The following is a 22,562-nucleotide window of genomic DNA, read 5'->3' on the forward strand; positions in this document are numbered from 1 at the left end:
CCTTGCCGCCGGCCGAACCGACGCTGCCCACGGCGGCCGCGCTGGTGCCGCTGGCCGCCGCGGCGGCACTGGCCGCGGCGCTCGTGGGCGGCGGTGGCGGCGGCGGGGTCTCGGCCCCCGCGCGCACGCGCTAGAGCAGGTGGCGGAAGGGCGTGAACGCCCGGACACCTGAATCTGCTCTGAAAACCATGGCCCATGGCGGTGCCGCGTCCGCCTTCGAAGGCAGGCGGCGGCAGCCGGGGACGCGCGGCCTCAGTGCCGCGCCCCGCCGCGGCGCAGTTCCCGGCCGATATTGGCGCGCGCCTTCGCCTCGAAGGCCGCATGCAATTGCGGGTGGCGCAGCAGCCGGGGCGCCTCGCCGATGCGCGCCAGAAAGGCGCGTTGCGCCGTGGCAAAGGCGGCGTCGTCCAGGTGCCGTGCCTCGGCCCGCAGGCCGCGGCCGTTGCGGTCAAAGACCGTCGGCTCCTCGCCGATCGGGCTGAGATCGAGGTCGAGCAGCCAGAGCCGCGCGGCGCCGCCCGGACCGCGTGGCAGGGGCGCGTTCAGATGGTCGGCGGTGGCGCGGATGGTGCCGGCGACCCAGGCGACCTCGGCCGCGGTGAAGCCGCGCAGGCGCCGCGCCGCCCGGTCCCATAGCGCCGCCGAGCGCGCCTCGTTGTCCTCGGCGCCGGGGACCAGGACCGCGTCGTGGAACAGGATGGCGGCGGCGATCAGCCGGGCCACCTGCGGCCGCCGCATCGGCCCGGTGCGGCCGAAGCGCAGGTGCCGGGCCCAGAGCACGGCCAAGTGTCGCAGCCCGTGGTAGCCGCGCCAGGGGGCGGCCATCCGCCGCAGCAGGTCGGTGCGGATATCGGCCGGCAGGTCGACGGTGTCGAGCAGGGACTGGAAGCCGCGCGGCCGGTTCATGCCGTCACCCGGGCTGGCGCGCCGCCGCCGGCATCGTGCCGGCGGGCATCGCTGACCGGCGGTCTCCGGCCTTGCACATGGTCCCGGCCGTCGGCTGGGAGATCGCTCGCGGGAATTTTCTTTCCACTCCTGTCCGCATGCCGCCGGGTGAGGGGCGTGGCGGTCCTTGGCATTGCCGCGACGGGGTAGGGCTCCGGCACCATCAACCACAAGAAACGAAACGTTACTAACAATCCGCTTAGAATGGCTAAAGCGGCGGTCTTCGGCCCGGCGCGTCCGGTGGCTTCGGCCGGACGCTCCGGGTCGCGGTACCGGGCGGCACGCGGCTCAAGGTCTCAGCCACCGGCGTCGCGCCATGTACATCGTTATCCGCAACGAGAATGCCGCCTACGAAACGTCCCGCGATGTGCGCTGCCGCACAGCGCGGCTTGCATCCGGCATGGCCCTGACGTTTCCTGTCCGATGAAACGAGAGTGCGTGCCCCATGGCGCAGAGCCCCGACGACGAACGGCTCACCCGCTTCCCGATGCTGCGGGATGTCGAGCCGGCCCTGCTGGCCGAAGCGTCCCGCCTGGCGCGCTGGCGGCGGGTGCAGCCGGGCGAGGTGGTCATCGACTACGACGACACCTCGGACGAGGTCTTCCTGATCATCTCCGGCACGGTGCGGATCGCCATCCACTCCGCCAGCGGCCAGGAAGTGATCCTGGGCGAGGCGGGCGCCGGCGAGATCTTCGGCGAGATGGCGGCGATCGACGGCCAGAGCCGCTCGGCCAATGTCACCGCGGTGCATAGCTCGGTGCTGTGCTGCCTGCCGCGGGCGACCTTTCTCGACCTGGTGCTGAAGACGCCCTCGGCCGGGCTGCTGTTGCTGCGGCTGCTGACGGGGCGGCTGCGGCTGCTCGATGCGCGCAATGTCGAACTCGCGGTGCTGCCGGTACGGCACCGGCTGGTGGCCGAGCTGCTGCGGCTCGGCCGGCCGCGCGAGGACGGACAGCTGCGGATCACGCCCCCTCCGGCGCAACACGTGCTGGCCGCCCGGATCGGCGCGCGGCGGGAAGCGGTGTCGCGCGAGCTCACCAACCTGACGCGCGAAGGGCTGGCGACCAAGTCGCGGCAGAGCATCCTGCTGCCGCAGCCGGACGCGCTGCGCGAGGGGTTGCGGAAGGCCATGGCCGGGGATGCCGGCAAGGGCAAACCCTTGGCCAGCGATGCCGGCAAGGGCAAGCCGATCGCCGGAGATGCCGGCAGGGGCAGGCCGAAGGGCTGACCCGGCCCTGGCTGCGCCGCGCTACTCCGCCGCGGCGACCGGGCGCCTGGCCCGCCGCTCGCCGACCAGGGCCATCGCCATGGTCGCCACGATGAAGAAGACCGAGGCGGCGAAGACCAGCAGCGGCTGGCCGTGGTCCATCAGGCTGCCGTAGAGGATGGGCCCGACCGTCCCGCCGATGTTGAAGCCCGTGGTGACGATGCCGAAGACCCGGCCGACCGCATCCGGCGGCGCCGCCGCGCGCACCAGCATGTCGCGCGACGGCATGATCATGCCCGTGAGGAAACCCGCTGCGCCCAGCGCCGCGACCAGCGCCAGCGGCCCGAGCGGCACCAGCCCGACCAGCGCCACCAGCGCCCCGGTCAGCCCGAACCCGATCGCCGCCACATCGCCATGCCGGCTGGTGCGGTCGGCGACCACCCCGCCGGCGAGCACGCCGAAGGCGCTGAGCAGCATGAAGGCGCTGAGCGCGACATTGGCCAGGCCGAAATCGACCCCATGCCCGCTGACCAGCGCGGCCACCGAGAAGTTCTGCACCCCACCGGTCGAGAGGCTGAGCAGGGCGAAGAAGGCGGTCAGCATGATGACCGCCGGGGTCAGGACCGACGCGGCCCCCTTGGCGGCCTTCGGCTTGGCGGCGGCGCGCGGCGCCGGGGCCGGGTCGGCGGCCAGCGCCAGCGGCAGGGCCACCGCAGCGCCGATCGCGCCGGCGGCGAAGAGCGCGGCCGAAAGCCCGCCATAGGCCGAGACGCCGAGCATCAGGGCCGGCGCCAGCGCGCCGCCGAGATAACCGGCGAAGGTATGGATGGAGAAGGCGCGGCCGATCCGCGTCTCGCCGATGCCGCGCGACAGCATCTCGTAGTCGGCGGGGTGGTAGACCGAATTGGCCAGGCCGAGCGCGGCCGCGGCGGCCAGCAGCATCGGGTAGGTCGGAAAGAGGCCGAGCGCGACGAAGGCCGCCGCCCCCAGGAAGAGCCCCGCCACCAGCACCCGGCGCGAGCCGAAGCGGTCCACCGCGAAGCCCATCGGCGCCTGCACCACGCCGGAGACGATGTTGAACAGCGTGAGCGCCAGGCCGAGCTCGATGAAGCCGACGCCAAGCCGCGCCTGCAGCAGCGGGAACAGCGGCGGCAGCACCAGGATGTGCAGGTGGCTGACCAGGTGCGCGGCGGAGACGAGGCCAAGCGTGCGGACTTCGGCCGGGGCCCAGGTCCCGTTCTTCTCCCTGGTCGTGCTGTCCATCGGGTGGCGTTCCCTGATCTTGCCTGGCCGGGAGATGGGGCGCCCCGGCGGGGAGGCCAGGATCAACGCGCGGCCGCGCCCGGGGAAGCGGCGGGACCCCGGGGCAGCGTCCCGCCCCGGGCATGGCTCGAACCGGGCGTCAGCGCCGCAGCCGGCGGATCTGGTAGCTGTCGAAGGTGTATTCCGACAGTTGCAGCCACTGGTAGGCGTCCTGCTTGAAGGCGGTCATGTCGCGGAAGATCTCGGCATAGACCGGGTCGGCCTTCGCATATTCCTCGTGCATCCGCATCGTCTCGTCGTAGCAGGCGTCCAGCACGCTCTGCGGGAAGGCCCGCAGCTGCGCACCCCCGGCCACCAGCCGCTTCAGCGCCTGCGGGTTCACCGCGTCGTACTTGGCGAGGCCGAGCGAGGTGGTCGCCGCCGCCGCGGTCTGCAGGATGCTGCGCCAGGCCGGCGGCAGTTCCTCGTACTTCTGCTTGTTGACGAAGAGCGAGAGGATGCCCGTCCCCTCCCACCAGCCGGGGTAGTAGTAGTAGGGCGCGACCTTGTAGAGGCCGAGCTTCTCGTCGTCATAGGGGCCGATCCATTCGGCGGCGTCGATCGTCCCGCGCTCGAGCGAGGGGTAAATGTCGCCCGCGGCGATCTGCTGCGGCACCGAGCCGAGGCGGGAGAAGACATGGCCCGCCAGCCCGCCGATGCGGAATTTCAGCCCCTTCAGGTCCTCCGGCGACTTGATCTCCTTGCGGAACCAGCCGCCCATCTGCGCCCCGGTGCTGATCAGCGGCCAGCAGAGCACGTTGTGTTTGGCATAGAGCAGGGTGTTCAGCTTGTCGTTGCCGCCCATCTCATACAGCCAGGCCATCTGCTGCCGGCTGTTCAGCCCGAAGAGCAGCACCGTGCCGAACATGAAGGCCGGGTCGGTGCCGATGGAATAGGAGGAGGCGGTGAAGCTGGCCTCGACGAAGCCCTTCGAGGTCGCGTCGCGGGCCTCCAGCGCCGGGACGATCTCACCGGGGGCGAAGATGCGGATGGTGAAATCGCCGTCGGTCGCCTCGCTGACCATGCGGGCGAAGGTGGTCGAGGCGCCGTAGAGCGTATCGAGGTTGCGGGGAAAGCTGGAGGTGAGGCGCCAGGTGACCTTGGGGCGGCCCTGCGCCAGCGCCGGCGCGGCAAGGCCCGTGGCGGCCGCCGGCAGGGCGGCGGCCTTCAATACGAAGCGTCTGTCCATGGTCGGTCCCTTCCCGGACGGGCGTCTTGGCGCGCCCATCGCCGGGAGAGGCTAGCGCGAGCCCTGGCGGTGGCGATAGCCTGCGCCCGCCGGATAGGAGTTCCCCGCGATGCGCCCGAACAGCCTGCACGCCGCCGACCTCGCCCACATGGTCCACCAGCAGACCGACCTCGGCGCGCATGCCGCGGACGGCGCGGTGCTGATCGCCCGCGGCGAGGGCGTGCATGTCTGGGACACCGAGGGAAAGGAGTACATCGAGGCAATGGCCGGCCTCTGGTGCGCCAGCCTCGGCTTCTCGGAGAAGCGGCTGGCGGAGGCCGCCTATCGGCAGCTGCTGACGCTGCCCTACTACCACACCTTCTTCCAGAAGGGGCACGAGCCGAGCGTCCGGCTGGCGGAGAAGCTGACCGCGATCGCCCCGCCCGGCCTCAACCACGCGATGTTCCAGTGCGGCGGCAGTGAGGCGAACGACGCCGCGATCAAGCTGGCCTGGTACTACCACAACGTCACGGGGCGGCCGCAGAAGAAGAAGATCATCGGCCGCATCCGCGGCTACCACGGCAACACGGTGGCGACCGCCTCGTTGTCGGGCCAGCCGCACATGCAGGCCGATTTCGACCTGCCGCTCGGCGACCGCTTCCTGCACATCTCGAACCCGAACTACTACCGCGCCGGCCTGCCGGGCGAGACCGAGGAGCAGTTCAGCGAGCGGATGGCGGCGGAGCTGCAGGCGCTGATCGACCGTGAGGGAGCCGACACCATCGCCGCCTTCTTCGCCGAGCCGGTGCAGGGCGGCGGCGGCGCCATCACCCCGCCGCGCGGCTATTTCGAGGCGATCGTCCCGATCCTGAAGCAGGCCGGGATCCTCTTCGTCGCCGACGAGGTGATCTGCGGCTTCGGCCGCACCGGCCACTACTGGGGTTGCGAGACCTACGGCATCCAGCCGGACATGCTGAGCTGCGCCAAGCAGCTGACGGCCGCCTACCAGCCGCTCTCGGCGCTGCTGATCTCGGATGCGATCCATGCCGCGCTGCTGGAAGGCAGCAAGCGCAACGGCAGCTTCGGCCATGGCTACACCTATGGCGGGCATCCCGTGGCCTGCGCCGTCGCGCTCGAGACCCTGGCAATCTACGAGGAGCGCGACATGGTCGGCCATGTCCAGGCCGTCTCGCCCGCCTTCCTCGACGGGCTAGGGGCGCTGCGCGACCATCCGCTGGTCGGCGACGTCCGCGGCGTCGGGCTGATCGCGGGCGTCGAACTGATGGCGGACAAGGCGAAGAAGGAGCCTTTCCCCGCCGGCGCCAAGGTCGGGCTGCTGGTGCAGGAGAAGTGCCACGCGGCGGGGCTCATCGTCCGCGCCATCGGCGACCGCATCGCCTTCACCCCGCCGCTGATCATCACCGCGGCGCAGATCGGCGAGATGTGCCGGCGCTTCCGCGCCGGGCTCGACGCCGCCTGGGCCGAGCTGCAGGAGCGCCGGCTGGCCGCCGAATAGGCGGGACTTCACCGCTTCGGTTTTCTTAGTATTCGCTCCTGGCCGGTGCTTTCCGGCCGGGAGCGAAGAAGCGGAGGAAACGCGAATGCGGGGATCGATCGTGGCGGCCGCGGCTGCCCTGGCGCTGCTGCCCTGGGCGGGGCAGGCGCATCCGTCTGATGGACATGGCCCGACGCAATTGGCCCAGGCGCCGGCCCAGACCACGGCACCAAGGCCGGCGGCGGCCCCGGGCGGCAACTGGTTCCCGTCCAAGTACGGCGCCGACGACCAGATCGGCGCGATGAACCTGCTGACCCCGCAGAAGGTGCTGGAGGCGGCGAAGCTCGTCACCCGCGGCCAGGTCTACCGGCTCGGCGTGCCGGTCGGCCGCGAGACGCCGGCCTTCCCGCCGCGCAGCGCCGCGGTCACGGTGATGATGCCCGACCAGTTCGGCGGCGCCCTGGTGCCCGGCGCGACAGGGCCGTCCGAGAACAAGATGTCCTATGCCGACGACATGTTCACCGGCTGGCTCGGCGTCGGCAGCCAGATCGACAGCTTCGCCCATCTCGGCATCGACAACACCTTCTACAACGGCAACCACGCGCGCGACTTCATGCGCACCACGGGCGTGACCAAGCTGGGCGTCGAGACCATCCCGCCGACGGTCACGCGCGGCGTGCTGGTGGACATGGCGCGCGCCCGCAACAAGCCGATGCTGGAGGAGGGCGAGATTATCACCGCCGACGAGCTCCGCGCCGCCATGCAGGCGCAGGGCGTCGAGGTGCGGCAGGGCGATGTGGTGCTGATCCATACCGGCTGGGTCGAGCTGCTGGAGCGCGACCCCGCCCGCTTCGGCCGCGGCGAGCCCGGTATCGACAACGGCGCGGCGGAGTACCTCGCCAGCCTGAACGTCGTCGCCGTCGGCGCCGATACCTGGGGGGTGGAGGCGGTACCCTTCAAGAACCCGAACCGGATCTGGGAAGGCCACCAGACCCTGCTGGCGAAGAACGGCATCCATATCCTGGAGGTCATGGACACCCGCGCCCTGGCGCGCGACCAGGCGAAGGAGTTCCTCTTCGTGCTGGGCCAGCCGCTGCTGAAAGGGGCGGTGCAGGCGATCATCAACCCGATCGCCATCCGCTGAGCAAGCAAGGCCGGGGAGGAGGCATTCTCCCCGGACCCCTCATTTGTTCTTCCATGACCCCGTTCGTGACGTGGGGGTGATGACACGGGGCTGACGGGCTGATCCTGACTCCTCGGGCCGCATTGTGGGCGGTTTCCGGCTTGGAAACCGCCATGTGGACGCCGGCTGATCGTGCGCTGGTTGAGAATTTCGGCTTAGGGCAGGCTCCGGCCTCGGCGACCTGCTGGAGCGGCTGAAGCCGCCCTACGTCTGGGTCCGGGTCGTGTTCGCCGACAGCATCTACAATCTTGCTCGCCTGTTGCCCGGAATGGCCGGTGCTGACCATCCTCCGCCGCGCCGCGGGCACCATCGGCTTCGTCCTGCGGCCGCGCCGCTGGATCATCGGGGGATCGCGCGGCTGGTTTGGCCGCTGGCGACGGCCGTCCAAGGATCACCGGGCACTGCCCGGGATTGCCGAAGCGATGTTCACCCCGGCCTCGATCCGTCCAATGCTGCACCGCCTTCCGCATCCCGATCGTCCGCCAACGGGGTTTCAGGCTAGCCGATTGGAAGGCTGCAGTGATGCTGCGCACAGTGCGATGAGTCGCGGTCTGGTAGCTTGCGCGTGCGTGCAGAAGGTCGCGTGTCTGACCTAACGCATAAAGAAAGTATTCCTCAAGTTACTTGCACTGGAGAAGATCGTAGCGGCCCATCCTCATTCAATTTTTTCAAAAATATACTCTTTGTGGATTTTCCTCGGAGTAAAAATTCTCAAACTAATCACGGTGTTCTGAAAATTAATCCTTGATATATTTTTTCCAAACTAAATATTTATAATACATTTTAATTCAGTCAATTGCGGAGAAGATTGTCAATGCACCTGCGGCGCTCGTAGAAAGTGTATTTGATATTTCATGTCTTGGGTGATGCAATCGCTCGTCAGGAAAGTGCCTTAGGCGATTAGGCTCCTCGAACGGAGCACCTTGGTTGGCTTGATTTCCAAAACAGGAAAAACGATACACAGAATAATCTATTTTCGGAGGAAACAAATGCCATTGGATTTCGAAATCCCACCAGTCTCCATTTTCGAAGGAGAATTCCTCTTCGATACGATTCCCGACAACGTGTCAACCAAGCATTCCTTGTCGATCGGTCCTGGGCCAAACGGCGAAGCTACTGATTTCGGATCAATCAATGTAGCCGGTGATCAAGATTGGTTCGGGATTTTTCTGCATCGAGGTGAGGAATATCAGTTCCAGAACACGGGTTTCGGCGTCGATCCAACGCTCAGCCTCTGGGATAGCAGCGGCACGCAGCAACTGGATTACAACGATGACTCTCCCCTCGGGGGCATTTCGAACGCGCTGCTCACCTTCAGTCCCGTCGCCGATGGGGTGTATTTCCTGAGTGCCGGTGCATCCCCGGCTCCCAACGCCGGGACGAGCGCCACTGGCGGCTACCAGGTCACGGCGCACGAAATACCGGGCAACGCGTCCACCTACGCTGGCGCGCTCCCTTCGCGAGGGATTCCGGGCAACATACATGATGCGCTCGATCAGGACTGGTACTCGTTCTATTCGTACGCAGGGACCCACCACGAGTTCGGAGTCATAAGCACGGGCGCGCCCTGGCTGGATCCCGGGACGAACCAGCCGCTCGACGATCCAACGCTTGGCATCTGGAACAGCAGCGGAACTCAGCTGTTGGCGTACAACGATGATACAGACGCATACAACCGAAACTCGCATATTGACTTCACCGCACCATACGACGGCGTATATTTCCTCGACGTGGGCGGGTTCGGCGCAAGTACGGGCAACTACTACCTGCTTACCTAGAGCGCTGCGATAGGCGTTGCTAGGTCAGGGCAGTGCGGGCGGCCTCCTGTCAGCCCGTCTGCGAAATCGTGGTCAGGCAACTGCGCGGATATCGGTGCATCGTCGACGTCGCCAGCTTCAATCCGACCGCGATCGGCAGGGCTCCGCATGGCGGCCTCGGCTGGAAGGACGGGATGAGCCCGCCCAATCAGCCTCGTCACCATTTCACAGGCGGGCACCAAGACAGCGCCACTGCGCAGCGGCCGCCCGACCAGCGGAAAGCGAAGAGGTGGTCTGGCGTATCATGTCTTATGCCGCGCGCACGAAGGTCTGCCTTCGTGCCCCTCGGACGCCGGGCGCCGTGCCGCCGCACGGCTTGGCTTCGCCGCATCGGCGGCGGGCGCCATCCCGCGCCTCGGCCCAGCGGGCCACGGGTCGGAACGTCGTGCGTCAGGTATTACCCGCGCCGCCGCGCCTTCCAGACCTGCCATCCCAGCAGCCCAACCACGCAAAACGCCAGGCCAGCGCCGACCGGGCCGGCCCATTCCCCGACCAGGTGGAAACTGTCCTCCAGCAGGTAGCCCGCCAGCGCCAGCCCGGCGGTCCAGATCGCCGTGCCGATGGTGGTCCAGAGATAGAAGACGCTCCGCGGCAGGGCGATCAGCCCGGCCGGGATCGAGATCCCGGTACGCAGCCCGGGCATCACCCGGCCGATGCAGACCGCAGCCGGACCGTTGCGCCGCAGCGCCGCCTCGGCCTGGCCGATCTCCTCCCGCCCCAGCCGGGTGAAGCGGTGCAGGCGGTCGATCATGCGGTAGACCCGCTCCGCCCCATAGCTGCGGGCGAGCTCGAACCAGACGGCATTGCCGACCAGCGAACCGGCGACGCCGGCCAGGATCACCCCGGGCAGCGACATCTGCCCGCGCGCCGCGGCGAAGCCGGCGAGCGGGATCACCATCTCGGAGGGCAGCGGCGGGAACAGGTTCTCCGCCAGCATCAGGGCGAAGACGCCGAACAGGCCGCCCGCGGCGACGAGGCCGGTGACCCAGTCGATCAAGATGCGCGCCGGACGAGCATGAGGGTGATCCAGCGTCCCCGTGTGTAGTTGAAGCCGGTGACCTGGCCGATCTCCTGCAACGGTAGTTCCAATACCGCAACTTCCCGCTGGAAGTCACGCTCCGCGCGATCGCCGACCGCGACCACCCGGCCCGGCCCGCCGGCCAGGAAGCGGGCGGCATCCGTGCCGGTCCGCAGCAGGCTGGTCTCGCCGCCCACCGCGAAGAGGACCGAAGGTTCGGAATGGCTGGTGATGCCGAAATCGCGCGAGGCGAGGCCCGGCGCCCGGTCCTGCAGCACCGCCGCCAGCCTCGGCGCGATCCACAGCGGCTCGAGCCGCGGCGCCACGCCTTCCAGCACCGTGGCATAGAGCGGCACGGCGAGCAGCGCGCCGAGCATCCCGGCGCGGCCCCAGGCGCCGCGCGCCGCGTTGCGCGCCACGACCCAGACCAGCAGCGCGCCCGGCAGCAGCACCAGCAGCGCCAGGCCGAAGGCGTGGCGCTGCAGGAACCACCCGGCTGCTCCCGCCACCAGCGCCAGCCCGAGCGCCGCCAGCCCGAGCGCCGCCAGCGCGAACCAACGCCACCAGCGGGGCGGCAGCCGGCGCAGCGGGTCCATCGCCCAGGCAGCGCCCAGCAGCATCAAGGCGGGATACATCGGCAGGGTATAGTGCGGCAGCTTGGTCGAGACCGCCTCGAAGACCAGCCAGGACGGCACGATCCAGGCCAGCAGGACGCGGGTCGGCGGGTTCAGCCGGTCGCGCCAGGCGGTCGGCAGGGCGAGGAGCACGATCCAGGCGCCGGGGAAGGCGGCGATGCCGAAGGTCAGCAGGTAGAAGCCCGGCGGGCCGCCATGCTTCTCCTCGCCGCTGCCGATCTTCGACAGCATGTCGCCGCCGACCGCCTGCTCGAAGAAGCGGCCCTCGGTGGCGATTCCGATGGCGACGAACCAGGGCGCCGCGGCGGCGACCATCAGCGGCAGGCCCCAGCCGGGGCGAAGCGCGCGCAGCCAGGGCGCGCCCTTGTCGGCGACGGCCAAGGTGATGCCGGCCAGCAGCGGCACCATCGGCCCGACCGGGCCCTTCAGCAGGATGCTGGCGCCGAGCACCAGCCAGAAGTCGGCGGCCTCGCGGGCGGTGAAATGCCCCGGCCGCAGGTAGGCCTTGGCAAACAGCCCCATGGCGGCCGTGACGGTCGCCAGCAGCGCGGCGTCGGTCTTGGCGATATGCGCCTCGGCCACCAGCACGAGCGAGGAGGCCAGCATGCCGGCGCCGAGCAGGGCGGCCCGCCGGCCCACCAGCGACCGTCCCCAGTGAAAGGTCGCCAGCACCGCCAGCATGCCGCCCAGCAGGCTCGGGATGCGGTAGGCCCAGATGTCGCGGCGGGTGCCGAGATGCGCCGCCTCGACCAGCGTGACGGACGCCGCCTGCAGCCAGTGGATGCCGGCCGGCTTCTTGTTCCGCTCCTCCTCCCCGACCCGGATGCGGACGTAGTCGCCGGTGTCCAGCATCTGCTTCGTCGCCTGGGCGAAGCGGGCCTCGTCCCGGTCGGTCGCCGGCAGGGTGAAGAAGCCCGGCAGCCACAAGGCGAGGCAGAGCAGGACCAGCGCCAGCCGCGGCCGGCGCTGCAGGGCCTCCGGCAGGGCGCCGAGGGAGCGGTCGGTACGCGATGGCGCCATGAGATGCATGGGCGCGCGGACTAGCATGGGCGGCGCCCGGGGGCCATAAAGCCCGGCTTCATGGCCAATCCTCCGCAAAGCCCCGCAAGGCGCGCCGCCGCCGCCCTGCTCGACGCCGTCATCCTGCGCCACCGCCCGCTGGAGGAGGCGCTGGACGCGCTGCCCACCGACGGCAAGCCGCACCGCGTCCGCGGCAAGGGGGAGGCGCGGCCGGGCGCCGCCGTATCGCCCCGCGACAAGGCCGCCGCCCACCGCATCGCCGCGGCGGTGCTGCGCCGGGCCGGGTCGATCGATTCCGTGCTGGAACCCTTCCTGCGCAAGGAGCCGCCGGAGACCGTGCGCAACGCGCTCAGGATCGGCGCGGCGGAGCTGCTGCTGCTCGGCACCCCCGCGCATGCCGCGGTCGGCAGCGCGGTGGATCTCGTCCCCGCGCCCTTCGCCGGGCTGGTCAATGCGGTGCTGCGCAAGGTGGCGGAGGCCGGGCCGGCGGCGCTGGAGGGGTTGGACGCCGAGCGGCGCGACACCCCGGGCTGGCTCTGGACCGCCTGGCACACCGCCTATGGGCCGGCGGTGCGGGCGATCGCCGCGGCGCATCGGACCGAGGCGCCGCTTGACCTCAGCCTGAAGCCGGGCGCTACGGCACCCGAGGGCGGCGAGGTCCTGCCGACCGGGACCTGGCGCTACCCCGCCGGAACCCGGGTCACCGAACTGGCCGGCTTCGCCGAGGGCGCCTTCTGGGTGCAGGACGCCGCCGCCGCCCTGCCGGCGCGGCTGCTGGCGGTGCGGCCGGGGGAGCGCGTGGTGGACCTCTGCGCCGCGCCGGGCGGCAAGACCGCGCAGCTCGCCGCCGCCGGCGGGGCGGTGACCGCGGTGGAGCGCGATCCGAAGCGGGCGGCGCGGCTGCGGGAGAACCTGGCGCGGCTGCAACTGCCGGCGGAGGTCGTGGTCACCGATGCGGTACAGTGGGATGCCGGCGGCGCCAGCTTCGACGCCATCCTGCTGGACGCGCCCTGCAGCGCCACCGGCACCATTCGCCGGCACCCCGACGTGCCCTACCTGAAGCGCGCCAAGGACATCCCCGCCATGGCCGAGCTGCAGCGCGCGCTGCTGGCGGCGGCGGCGCGCCGGCTGGCGCCGGGCGGCCGGCTGGTGCTCGCCACCTGCTCGCTGCAGGCCGAGGAGGGCGAGGCGCACCTGGCCGCCGCGGCGGCGCTCGGCCTCGCGGTCGATCCGGTGCGGCCGGAGGAGTTGCCAAGCCTCGCCGAGGCGATCACCCCCGCCGGCACGCTGCGCACCCGCCCCGACCTCTGGGCAGATCGCGGCGGCATGGACGGCTTCTTCGCGGCGCGTTTCCGCAAGCCCTGATGCCGCTGCCGCTTGACGCGGTGGCGCCGGCAGTTTCTCCTTCCCGCAATACATAAGCCGCGCGCAGCAAGGCACGGCGGGGAAAAGCGGGACAGCCGGGCCATCCCCGCGCCGCGCACCTTCCCCCGCCGCTCCCCGCATGCCGCGGCCCGGGGCTCAGGGAAGGAATACAGGAATGCCGAACAGCGGGTCATCGCGCCGTACGCTTCTTCAGGCCGGGGCGGGCCTCGGCATCGCCGCCAGCGTGCCGGCCACGGCGCGGGCGCAGACCGCCCCCGCCCGCGGCGGCGACCCGCTTCGCGTCGGCATCCTCACCGACCTCTCCGGCCCCTTTGCCGGCGCAGGCTCCGTCCCCCTGTTCCAGGGCGGCGAGCTGGCGATCGCGCTGTTCAACGAGCGCGGCGGCGTCGATGGCCGCCCCGTCGTCGGCGTCTCGGCCGACAGCCAGAGCAAGGCCGATGTCGCGATCAACGAGGCCGAGCGCCTGCTGGGACAGGAGAAGCTCGAGGTCGTCACCGGCATCTACTCCTCCGCCCATGCCGTCCCCCTGTCGGGCCGGTTCGAGGCGCAGAAGAAGATCATGTGGATCACCTCGGCGATCGCGACCGCGGTGCTGAAGGACAAGAACTTCCGCTACGTCTTCCGCCCGACCGTGCATTCCGACCAGTATGCGGAAGGCACGGTCTCGGTCGTCGCCGAGCAGGCGGCGAAGAAGCTCGGCATGCCGCCCGAGAAGGTGAAGCTCGCCTGCATCTACGAGGACGGGCCCTACGGCACCGGCGTCTCCGGCGCGATCGAGGCGAATGCCAAGAAGCGCAACATGCCGCTGGTGCTGAAGGAGGCCTATTCGGCGACGACGCCCGACCTCTCGACCCTGGTCACCAAGCTGCGGCGGGAACGGCCGGATATCGTCTACCAGGTCGGCTACAACCCGGACATCACGCTGTTCCTGCGCCAGGCGCGCTCGGGCGGCCTGCGGTTCCGGATGCTGTTCGGCCATGGCGCCGGCTGGTCGCAGATCGACAAGCTCTGGGACACCTTCGGCAAGGACATCGAGTTCATGTGCAACGCCGATCCGGCGGCGACGCAGATGCTGGACTGGTCGAAGCTGCAGCCCGGCGTCGCCGACCTGGCCAAGACCTTCGTCGAGAAGTACTCGGCCAAGTACCAGGTGCGCGACCTGCCGCCGCATGCCTCCATGGGCTTCAACAACACTTGGATCTTCCTCGAGCACGTGCTGAAGCCGGCAGTGCGGAAGACCGGCGGCATGAGCGCCGATGCGCTGCGCGAGGCGGCGCTGCAGGTGGACATCCCGCTCGGCGGCACCATCCAGGGCTATGGCGTGAAGTTCAACCCGCCCGAGGACGTCATGGCGGGGCAGAATGCCCGCAGCATCTGCGTGGTGATGCAGTTCGAGAACGCCAAGTCGCACGTGATCTGGCCCTCGCAGATCGGCCGGGAGCCGGTCATGCCGCTGCCGCCCGAGAACCCCTATGCGCTGAAGTCCTGAGCATGAGCGGCGCGACGCCGCTGCTGCAGGTCGAGGGTCTGACGAAGAAGTTCGGCGGCTTCACCGCCGTCGACGCCGTCTCCTTCAGCGTGCCGCAGGGCGAGATCCTCGGGCTGCTCGGGCCGAACGGCTCGGGCAAGTCCACCACCTTCAACTGCATCGCCGGCATGCTGAAGCCGACCGCCGGGTCGGTGCGGCTGGCCGGTGAGGAGATCGCCGGACTCACCGCGGACGAAAGTTGCCGGCGCGGCATCGGGCGCACCTTCCAGATCCCGCGCCCCTTCCGCGGCCTGTCGCTGCTGGAGAACGCGATGCTGGCGGCGCATTTCGGCGCCGGCGGGCATATCGACAAGCCGGAGGCCGAACGGCGCGCGCGCGATGCGCTGCGGCTGGCGCAATTGCCGGACGACCCGCAGGCCACGGCACATGGGCTGGGTGCGGCCGGGCTGAAGAAGCTGGAACTGGCCCGGGCCCTTGCGACGCAGCCGAAGCTGCTGCTGGCGGACGAATCGCTCGGCGGTCTCGACACCGGGGAGATGCGCCAGGCGGCCGAGATGCTGAAGCGCATCCGCGACGAGCGCGGCATCACCATCGTCTGGGTGGAGCACATCATGGGCGTGCTTCTGTCGGTCGTCGACCGCGTCGTCGTACTCGACCACGGCGCGGTCATCTTCAAGGGCACCCCCGCCGAGGCGCAGGACGACCCCAAGGTTGCCGAGGTCTATCTCGGCCCGCCGGAGACCCGCGCAGCATGAGTGCCGCACTGTCCATGCCCGCCGGCGGGACGCCGGCCCGCGCACCAGGGGGCGCGACGCTGGAACTCTCCGGCATCCAGGCCGGCTATGGCGACTTCCAGGCGCTGTTCGGCGTCGGCCTCAGGGTCGAGCCGGGCGAGGCGGTAGGGGTCGTCGGGCCGAACGGCGCGGGGAAGACCACCCTGCTGCGCGTCATCTCCGGCCTGATCCGGCCACGTGCCGGCACGCTGCGCTACGGCGACCGCGACCTGACCCAGGTGCCGCCGCACGAGCTGCCGGGATTGGGCATCGCCCATGTGCCGGAGAACCGCCGGCTCTTCCCGCACCTGACGGTCGAGGAGAACCTCAAGGTCGGCGCCTTCACCAGGGCGGCGCGGGCGCATTTCGACGCGCGGCGCGACCATGTCTACGAGCTCTTCCCGAAGATGAAGCAGCGCCGTCACCAGCTGGCCGGCACCATGTCGGGCGGCGAGCAGCAGATGTGCGCGATCGGCCGTGCGCTCATGTCGGGGCCGAAGATCCTGCTGCTGGACGAGCCCTCGGCCGGCCTCGCGCCCATCGTCGTGCAGCAGGTCTTCGAGCTGGTCCGCCGCATCCGGCAGGAGGGGCTGACGGTGCTGATCGTCGAGCAGAACGTGGCGCAGGTGCTGCGCGTGGTCGACCGCGCCTATGTGCTGGAAACCGGGCGCGTCGCCGCCGAAGGGCGTTCCGCCGAGCTGGCCGCCGATCCGGCCATCCGCCGCAGCTATCTCGGGGGGCATTGAGCTTGGATCCGTTTTTCCTCGAAGCGTTGGTCAACGGCATCCTGCTCGGCGGCGTCTTCGCCCTGCCGGCGCTGGGGCTGAACCTGGTCTTCGGTGTCGTCGACGTGGTCTGGCTCTGCTACGCCGAGCTGGTGATGGTCGGCATGTATGCCGTCTGGTTCCTCTACACCCAGGCGGGCTGGCCGCTCTGGCTGGCCTTCGCCGCCTGCCTGCCGATCATCGCGGTCTTCGGCCTGCTGCTGCACCTGCTGGTGGTGCGGCCGCTGCTGACCTCGCCGCCGATCAACCAGGTGCTGGCGACGGGCGGCGTGCTCTTCGTGCTGCAGGGCGCGGCGACCCTGGTCTTCTCGACCGAGTTCCGCTCGCTCGGCGTCGACATGCCGCCGATGGAGGTGGGGGAGGTCTTCGTCAGCGGCACCAAGCTGGCCGCCTTCTGCGCCGCCTTGCTCGGCGCCGGCGTGCTCTGGGCCTTCCTCAAGTTCACCTATGTCGGCACCGCCATCCGCGCCATCGCGCGGGACCGGGAGGTGATGCCGCTGATGGGCGTCGATCCCCGGCGGATCTACCTGATTGCGTCCGCGGTCGGCGGCGCGCTGGCGGGGCTCGCCGCCTGCCTGCTGGTGGTGCAGCTCGACGTCCATCCCTTCGTCGGCCTGTCCTTCGGGCCGATCACCTTCATGATCTGCGTCATGGGCGGCCTCGGCAACATGCTGGGCGGCTTCCTCGCGGCCTTCCTGATGGGGCTGATCATCTCGGTCGGCGGCTTCTGGGGGACGACGGAATTCTCCTACGTCATCGCCTTCGCCTTCTTCATCGTCACCATGTTCGTCCGGCCGCAGGGGCTTTTCGCGCGATGAAGGACTATATCCTGCCGGCGGTGGCGCTGGCCGCGCTGATGGCGCTGCCGCTGCTCTCGCCGCCCGACTATGTCATGCATGTCCTCATCACCATGGTGCTGACCGCGCTGGCCGGCACCGGCTGGGCGATGATGGGGCGCTACGGCCTGGTCTCCTTCGGCCATGGCGCCTTTCTCGGCGCCGCCGCCTATACCATGGCGATCCTCTGGAACAGCATCGGCCTGACGCCCTGGATCGGCATCCCGGTCGGCGTCGTCGTTGCGGTGCTGATGGGCATGCTGCTGGGCTATCCGGCCTTCCGGCTGCGCGTGGTCGGGCACTACTTCGCGCTGGTGACGCTGGCGGCCGGCGAGATCGTCCGCATCCTGATCGTCGCGATGCGCGACATCACCGGCGGCTCGCTCGGCATGACGCCGGCCCAGGCGGCGCCGGGCGGCGGCTTCCTGGCGATGCAGTTCGACAAGACCGGCTTCTGGTGGCTCTCGCTGGTGGCCTGGGCGGCCGGCCTGCTGGCCTGGCGGCTGCTCGACCGCTCGATGTCCTCGAAGGCATTGGCGGCGATCTCCGAGGACGAGGACGCCGCGGCCTCGATCGGCATCCGGGTGACGCGGGAGAAGATGAAGGTCACGGTGATCTCGGTGGCGCTGGCCGCGACCGCCGGGGCGCTGACCGCGCAGTACCGGCAATACCTGAACCCGGAATCGCTGGCCGGCCTCGGCATCTCGCTGCAGATCGTCTTCGGCGCGATCGCCGGCGGGATGTATGCGCCCTTCGGCCCGACCATCGGTGCCGCCATCACCATCGGGCTGGAGGAAGGGCTGCGCATCGGCTTCGGCACCGAGTTCACCGGCGCGGCGCCTCTGGTCTATGGCCTGCTGCTGGTGCTCTTCATGCTGTTCCTGCCGCGCGGCATCGCCGGGATGTTCGAACGGCGCGCCAAGCCGGCCGCAGCGAAGAAGGCGGTGGGAGAGGCGACGGCCTGAACGCCGCTCCCCTCATCCGGCGACATCGGCCCGCAGCGGCAAGGCGGAGGTGACCGCCCAGCAGGTCGCCAGCAAGCCTGCCAAGCCCAGCAAGGCGGAGACCAGCCCGCCTTGGCCATGGAGCAGGCCGGAGACGTTACGGCCCTACACCTCCAGCGGCTGCATCACCGCTGGCAGCGGCCCGTCCGGCAGGAGTCTGACCCGGCGGACCAGCAGGCGGCGAGGCGCCCCTGTCATGCTCGAGCGGCGGGAATTGCGGGTCCAGAGGAGAAGCGCAGGGCAAAGGGGAGCGGCGGCCTAGCGCCGTTCACCGGCAGAGCAGGGTTGAGATAGGGGCCGAGATCGCCGCAGCGGGCATCGGTCAGGACGGCGAGAAGCCCGCGCGGTTGGGCGACGCGCACCGCATGGATCGGGCTGCGGCCCTGCCGCTTGGCGCCGACCAGCCTCGCCTGATCGAGGGTGCGCACGAAGGCGAGCGTCGAAGCCGGCACGTCCAGCCGGGCGGCGAACGCCCCGGCTGCCAGCCCGCTCGGTCCCGCAGGCAGAAGGGCGCGCGGCAGGTCGGGCTGGGGGCGAAGGCGAGGTCGTGCGGTTCCATGATTGCAGATCGGTCAAAGGGTGCGGGCCGCGGCTGAGATCCGCATGACCGTTCCGGATCGGCCGGATGCTTGGGCCACCTGCTGCGCTGCCTCCCGCATCGCCCGGGTGACGCCGGCGAGCGTTGCCAAGGCCAAGCCGGTCCAATTGCCGTAGCCGAGCAGCCAGAAGAGCCGCGGCTCGGCCAGGGCCCGCGCCACGGGCCCAACCACCACCCTTTCGTCCGGCTGGGCCAGGCCGAGCGGCGCCAGGCGGCCGGGCGCGGGGCGGAAGCCGGTGCGGCGGATGATCGCATCGGCCGCGATGGGGGTGCGGTCCGGCCAGGCCGCGGCATCGGTTTCCAGCCGGGCGAGGGGACGCAGGCTGCCGCACGCGCCGCGAAACCGGTCCTCCCGGCCCGGCGCGGCCGCGGCCACGTCGCCCAGCCCGCCCTGTTCCGGCGGCGGCGGCAGGCCTTCGCACTCGACCTGCCGGCGGGCGGTGCGCGTCCGAACAGCACATGGCATCGCGGGACGGATCGCCGTCACCGAGCCGTATCCGGCATCGGCCAGCCCGGCAGCGGATTTCATTGCGCCGGGGATAACAGCGTCAGCGGGTCCCGGGCATGCCGCCCGACGCCGCACGGCGCCTCTCCGGCATCGAGGATGGCGAAGGAAATCGCGGTGCGGCCCAGGAAGTAGCCCGCGGCGAGGTCGACCTGCCCGCTGCCGACCACGGTGACGTCGCGGGCTTCAGCCACGCGCCGGCACCGCGTCTCCGGGGAACCAGGCCTTGCCCAGCCGCAGCGCCACGCCGACCAGCAGGACCAGCACCGGCACCTCGACCAGCGGCCCGATCACCGTGGCGAAGGCAACCGGGGACGCCAGCCCGAAGGCGGCGATGGCCACCGCGATCGCCAGTTCGAAATTGTTCGACGCGGCGGTGAAGGCGATGGCGGTGGTGCGCGGGTAGTCGGCATGGATCCAGCGGCCCATGGCGAAGGAGACGAGAAACATCACCAGGAAGTAGATCGTCAATGGCAGCGCGATGCGCAGCGCATCCAGCGGCAGGCGCAGCACCTCGCCGCCCTTCAGGGTGAACATCGCCACGATGGTCAGCAGCAGCGCCGCCAGGGTGATCGGCGCGATGCGCGGCAGGAAGCGCTGCGTATACCAGGCCTCGCCATGCCGCGCGGTCAGCACGCGCCGGGTCAGGAAACCGGCGACGAAGGGTACGCCGAGATAGAGCAGCACCGCGCCGGCGATGGTACCGAAAGGAACCTGCACGACGCGCCCCTCCAGCCCGACCAGCGGCGGCAGCACGCCCATGAAGAACCAGGCATAGGCGCCGAAGAAGAGCAATTGGAAGATGCTGTTGAAGGCGACGAGACCGGCGACGTATTGCGCGTCCCCGCGCGCCAGGTGGTTCCAGACCAGCACCATGGCGATGCAGCGGGCGAGGCCGATCAGGATCAGCCCGGTCATGTAGTCCGGCCGGTCGGACAGGAAGGCCACCGCCAGGCCGAACATCAGCATCGGCCCGATGATCCAGTTCTGCACCAGCGACAGCAGCAGGACCCGGCGGTCCTTGAACACCGCCGGCAGTGCCTCGTAGCGGACCCGCGCCAGCGGCGGATACATCATCAGGATCAGCCCGGCGGCGATCGGCAGGTTGGTGCCGTTGAGGGAGAGCGCGTCGAGCGCCGCCGGCAGCCCGGGCACCAGGCTGCCGAGCGCGATGCCCAGCCCCATGGCGGCGAAGATCCAGACTGTCAGGCCGCGGTCGAGGAAGGACAGGCGGCGGGTTGCGGCATCGCTCATGCGCGGTCTCCGGTAACCGGCCCGCAGCAGGCGAGCGGCAGGGCGGCATCGAGCAGCGGGGCGCAGGCACCGGGCCGGCCACCGCAGCAATCCTCGACCAGGAAGGCGACTAGGGCACGGATACCCGTCAGTTCCACCGCGTAGAAGACCTGGCGGCTTTCCCGCCGGGCCTGGACCAGCCCGGCGCGGCTGAGGACTGCCAGGTGGGTGGACATGGTGTTGGCCGGGGTGCCGGCGCGGCGGGCGATGTCCCCGGCCGGCAGCCCTGCCGGACCGTGCCGCAGCAGCAGGCGGAAGACCCGGAGGCGGGTCTCCTGGGCGAGGGCGGCGAAGGCCTCGGCGGCGGCAGTCTCATCCATACTTCCAGAATGCCAGAATGATGGATCCGGACAAGCCTGATCTAATCTCGTGCCATGTCCGGGACGACCCGCTTCGTGGCTGCCATCGTCGCCGCGCAGGTGCTGGCCCAGATCGGCGCCTTCACCCTGCCGGCGCTGCTGCCCGGCTACATCCACCGCTGGTCGCTGACGGCGACCGAGGCCGGCTGGCTGATTGGTGCCTTCTTCGCCGCCTATGTGGTCGCCGTGCCGGTGCTGGTCTCGCTCACCGACAGGGTTGCGACGCGGCGGGTCTACCTGGTCGGCACCGGGTTGACCGTGGCCTCGCATCTCGGCTTCGCCCTGCTGGCAGACGGGTTCTGGACCGGGCTGGTCCTCCGCGCCATGGCCGGCATCGGCTGGGCCGGCTGCTACATGCCCGGGCTGAAGGCGATCGCCGACCGGCTGGAGGGCGCGGCCCAGTCGCGCGCGGTCACCTGGCATGCCGCCGGGGTCGGCATCGCCGGCGCGGCCTCCTTCGCCGTCGCCGGCGGGATCGAGGCATTGGCCGGCCCCGCCGCCGCTTTCCTGTTCGGCGGCGTCGCGGCGTTGGCCGCCGGCGCGATCGGCGCCGCGGTGATGCCGGCGGAACCGCCACGCCGGCCCGCCGAGGCCCCGCCGCCAGGGGCGCTGCTCGACTTCCGCCCCGTCTTCCGCAACCGCGCTGCCATGGCCTGGATCGCCGGCTACGCGGTACATACCTGGGAACTGGCGGCGTTGCGTGCCTGGGCGGTGACCTTTCTCGCGGCCACCATCGACCGGCATGGCGCGCCTGCCTGGTTGCCCGGGCCGACCGCGATCTTCACCGCCGCCGGGCTGGCCGGGATCGCGGTGTCGATCTCCGGCAACGAGACGGCGCAGCGCTTCGGCCGGGCACGGGTGGTGGCGGCGGCGATGGGAGCGGCGGCGCTGCTGTCGCTGCTGGTGGGCTGGTCAGGCCTGGTCTCGGCGCCGCTCGCCGCGCTCTGCGTCATCGCCTGGAATGCCGCGATCTATCTCGACAGTTCGGCGCTGACCGCGGGCACGGTGCAGGCCGCGGCGCCGGGACGGCGCGGGGCGACCATGGGGCTGCACAGCATGTGCGGGTATGCCGGCGGCTTCCTCGGCCCGCTTGGAGTCGGCGTGGCGCTGGACCTGGCCGGGCCCGGCACGCTCGGCTGGGCGCTCGGCTTCGGCCACCTGGCCCTGGTCACGCTGCTGGGCCTGGCCGTCCTGCGCCGGCTCGGCCGGGCCGCCTGAGGCTCAGCCGCAGCAGCCGTTCCGGCCAGCGGCCGGCGCTGCCGCCACGATCTTCGCGTCGCGGCAGGCGGCCGCCGGCACCGGCTGCGGCGCGCAGCAACCGTTTGCCGGAACGGCCACTGGCCGGTCCGTCGAACAGACGCCGGCCTCCGGCAAGTCCAGGTGAACCTCCAGAGCCGCCGGCCAGCGCCGCGGCGATGCTGCGCACCTGCTCGTGGCCGGTGGCCAGCAGCAAGGTGGACGCGCGGCCATAGCTCTTCATGCCGGCAATCCAGAACCTCGCCTCGGGGTGGCGCAACGCGGCCTCGCCATGCGGGCGGACGGTGCCGCAGCTGTGCAGATCGGGGTCGATCAACGGGGCCAGGGCCGGCGTCGCCTCCACCGCCGGATCGAGACCGAGCCGGACCTCCCGCAGTTATTGATCCGGCCTGGGCGATCTTGAATCAGGCGGCGTAGCGAAAAGTCTTGTGCCCGAAGAAGCTGCGAACGCGGTCGGGCAGCTTCGATAGCCTGCGCATGTGCCCGA

General features: G+C 70.5%; 22 protein-coding genes. 12 read left to right on the forward strand and 10 right to left on the reverse strand.

Annotated elements, in window-relative coordinates; translation table 11 throughout:
* Window positions 1–252: 252 nt before the first annotated feature.
* Window positions 253–906 (reverse strand): HD domain-containing protein, encoded by a 654-nt coding sequence (locus tag E2C06_RS29445; protein ID WP_133292154.1) that lies wholly within the window; start codon window positions 904–906, stop codon window positions 253–255.
* 484 nt (window positions 907–1,390) lie between these two features.
* On the opposite strand from E2C06_RS29445, the gene E2C06_RS29450 reads away from it, so the two are divergent.
* Window positions 1,391–2,173: a Crp/Fnr family transcriptional regulator gene (locus tag E2C06_RS29450; protein WP_206664747.1), complete on the forward strand. Its 783-nt coding sequence runs from the start codon at window positions 1,391–1,393 to the stop codon at window positions 2,171–2,173.
* Between the two features lie 21 nt (window positions 2,174–2,194).
* Here E2C06_RS29450 and E2C06_RS29455 read toward each other — a convergent pair whose 3' ends face one another.
* Window positions 2,195–3,415, reverse strand: a complete 1,221-nt coding sequence (locus E2C06_RS29455) for an MFS transporter (protein ID WP_133292155.1) — start codon at window positions 3,413–3,415, stop codon at window positions 2,195–2,197.
* Window positions 3,416–3,554: 139 nt separating this feature from the next.
* The gene (locus E2C06_RS29460; protein ID WP_133292156.1) at window positions 3,555–4,643 is read right to left on the reverse strand and encodes a TRAP transporter substrate-binding protein; all 1,089 of its coding nucleotides are present in this window, start codon (window positions 4,641–4,643) and stop codon (window positions 3,555–3,557) included.
* A gap of 109 nt (window positions 4,644–4,752) precedes the next feature.
* Between E2C06_RS29460 and E2C06_RS29465 the strand changes: the two genes are divergently transcribed.
* The 4 genes from E2C06_RS29465 to E2C06_RS29480 all read left to right on the forward strand — a co-directional run bounded on the left by E2C06_RS29465 (window position 4,753) and on the right by E2C06_RS29480 (window position 9,078).
* Window positions 4,753–6,138 (forward strand): aminotransferase, encoded by a 1,386-nt coding sequence (locus E2C06_RS29465; RefSeq protein ID WP_133292157.1) that lies wholly within the window; start codon window positions 4,753–4,755, stop codon window positions 6,136–6,138.
* 85 nt (window positions 6,139–6,223) lie between these two features.
* Entirely contained in the window at window positions 6,224–7,261 is a 1,038-nt protein-coding gene (locus E2C06_RS29470; protein WP_133292158.1) for a cyclase family protein, read from the forward strand.
* 314 nt (window positions 7,262–7,575) lie between these two features.
* Entirely contained in the window at window positions 7,576–7,896 is a 321-nt protein-coding gene (locus E2C06_RS29475) for a hypothetical protein (protein ID WP_133292159.1), read from the forward strand.
* 399 nt (window positions 7,897–8,295) lie between these two features.
* Window positions 8,296–9,078, forward strand: a complete 783-nt coding sequence (locus E2C06_RS29480) for a hypothetical protein (protein WP_133292160.1) — start codon at window positions 8,296–8,298, stop codon at window positions 9,076–9,078.
* A 436-nt stretch (window positions 9,079–9,514) separates the two neighbouring features.
* Here E2C06_RS29480 and E2C06_RS29485 read toward each other — a convergent pair whose 3' ends face one another.
* Window positions 9,515–10,114 carry a DedA family protein gene (locus tag E2C06_RS29485; RefSeq protein ID WP_133292161.1) on the reverse strand — a complete coding sequence of 200 codons (600 nt, stop codon included), beginning with the start codon at window positions 10,112–10,114 and terminating at the stop codon, window positions 9,515–9,517.
* The gene (locus E2C06_RS29490; protein ID WP_241671534.1) at window positions 10,111–11,790 is read right to left on the reverse strand and encodes an ArnT family glycosyltransferase; all 1,680 of its coding nucleotides are present in this window, start codon (window positions 11,788–11,790) and stop codon (window positions 10,111–10,113) included. The genes E2C06_RS29485 and E2C06_RS29490 overlap by 4 nt, the downstream gene beginning before the upstream one ends.
* 60 nt (window positions 11,791–11,850) lie before the next feature.
* Here E2C06_RS29490 and E2C06_RS29495 point away from each other — a divergent pair, with 60 nt between their 5' ends.
* The 6 genes from E2C06_RS29495 (at window position 11,851) to E2C06_RS29520 (ending at window position 18,024) form a co-directional block, all read left to right on the forward strand.
* Window positions 11,851–13,155 carry an RsmB/NOP family class I SAM-dependent RNA methyltransferase gene (locus E2C06_RS29495; protein WP_241671535.1) on the forward strand — a complete coding sequence of 435 codons (1,305 nt, stop codon included), beginning with the start codon at window positions 11,851–11,853 and terminating at the stop codon, window positions 13,153–13,155.
* A 175-nt stretch (window positions 13,156–13,330) separates the two neighbouring features.
* Window positions 13,331–14,665, forward strand: coding sequence for an ABC transporter substrate-binding protein (locus E2C06_RS29500; protein WP_133292164.1), 1,335 nt, complete (start codon window positions 13,331–13,333; stop codon window positions 14,663–14,665).
* A 2-nt stretch (window positions 14,666–14,667) separates the two neighbouring features.
* Window positions 14,668–15,420 (forward strand): ABC transporter ATP-binding protein, encoded by a 753-nt coding sequence (locus tag E2C06_RS29505; protein ID WP_241671536.1) that lies wholly within the window; start codon window positions 14,668–14,670, stop codon window positions 15,418–15,420.
* Window positions 15,417–16,184 (forward strand): ABC transporter ATP-binding protein, encoded by a 768-nt coding sequence (locus E2C06_RS29510; RefSeq protein WP_133292165.1) that lies wholly within the window; start codon window positions 15,417–15,419, stop codon window positions 16,182–16,184. The genes E2C06_RS29505 and E2C06_RS29510 overlap by 4 nt, the downstream gene beginning before the upstream one ends.
* Before the next feature lie 2 nt (window positions 16,185–16,186).
* The gene (locus E2C06_RS29515) at window positions 16,187–17,041 is read left to right on the forward strand and encodes a branched-chain amino acid ABC transporter permease (protein WP_206664748.1); all 855 of its coding nucleotides are present in this window, start codon (window positions 16,187–16,189) and stop codon (window positions 17,039–17,041) included.
* Window positions 17,038–18,024, forward strand: a complete 987-nt coding sequence (locus E2C06_RS29520; protein ID WP_133292167.1) for a branched-chain amino acid ABC transporter permease — start codon at window positions 17,038–17,040, stop codon at window positions 18,022–18,024. The genes E2C06_RS29515 and E2C06_RS29520 overlap by 4 nt, the downstream gene beginning before the upstream one ends.
* Before the next feature lie 233 nt (window positions 18,025–18,257).
* Here E2C06_RS29520 and E2C06_RS29525 read toward each other — a convergent pair whose 3' ends face one another.
* The 5 genes from E2C06_RS29525 to E2C06_RS29540 form a co-directional block, all read right to left on the reverse strand.
* Window positions 18,258–18,491 carry a hypothetical protein gene (locus E2C06_RS29525; protein ID WP_133292168.1) on the reverse strand — a complete coding sequence of 78 codons (234 nt, stop codon included), beginning with the start codon at window positions 18,489–18,491 and terminating at the stop codon, window positions 18,258–18,260.
* Window positions 18,492–18,635: 144 nt separating this feature from the next.
* A complete protein-coding gene (locus E2C06_RS29530) occupies window positions 18,636–19,190 on the reverse strand; it encodes a hypothetical protein (protein ID WP_133292169.1) in 555 nt (184 codons plus the stop codon).
* Entirely contained in the window at window positions 19,187–19,360 is a 174-nt protein-coding gene (locus tag E2C06_RS38015) for a hypothetical protein (RefSeq protein ID WP_165982744.1), read from the reverse strand. Before E2C06_RS38015 ends, E2C06_RS29530 begins: the two co-directional genes overlap by 4 nt.
* Window positions 19,353–20,420 (reverse strand): ACR3 family arsenite efflux transporter, encoded by a 1,068-nt coding sequence (gene arsB, locus E2C06_RS29535; protein ID WP_133292170.1) that lies wholly within the window; start codon window positions 20,418–20,420, stop codon window positions 19,353–19,355. The genes E2C06_RS38015 and arsB overlap by 8 nt, the downstream gene beginning before the upstream one ends.
* Window positions 20,417–20,779 carry an ArsR/SmtB family transcription factor gene (locus E2C06_RS29540; RefSeq protein WP_133292171.1) on the reverse strand — a complete coding sequence of 121 codons (363 nt, stop codon included), beginning with the start codon at window positions 20,777–20,779 and terminating at the stop codon, window positions 20,417–20,419. The genes arsB and E2C06_RS29540 overlap by 4 nt, the downstream gene beginning before the upstream one ends.
* Before the next feature lie 54 nt (window positions 20,780–20,833).
* On the opposite strand from E2C06_RS29540, the gene E2C06_RS29545 reads away from it, so the two are divergent.
* The gene (locus tag E2C06_RS29545; RefSeq protein ID WP_133292172.1) at window positions 20,834–22,036 is read left to right on the forward strand and encodes an MFS transporter; all 1,203 of its coding nucleotides are present in this window, start codon (window positions 20,834–20,836) and stop codon (window positions 22,034–22,036) included.
* Window positions 22,037–22,562 lie beyond the last annotated feature (526 nt).

The organism is Dankookia rubra (assembly GCF_004355005.1).
Taxonomy (GTDB): domain Bacteria; phylum Pseudomonadota; class Alphaproteobacteria; order Acetobacterales; family Acetobacteraceae; genus Paracraurococcus; species Paracraurococcus ruber_A.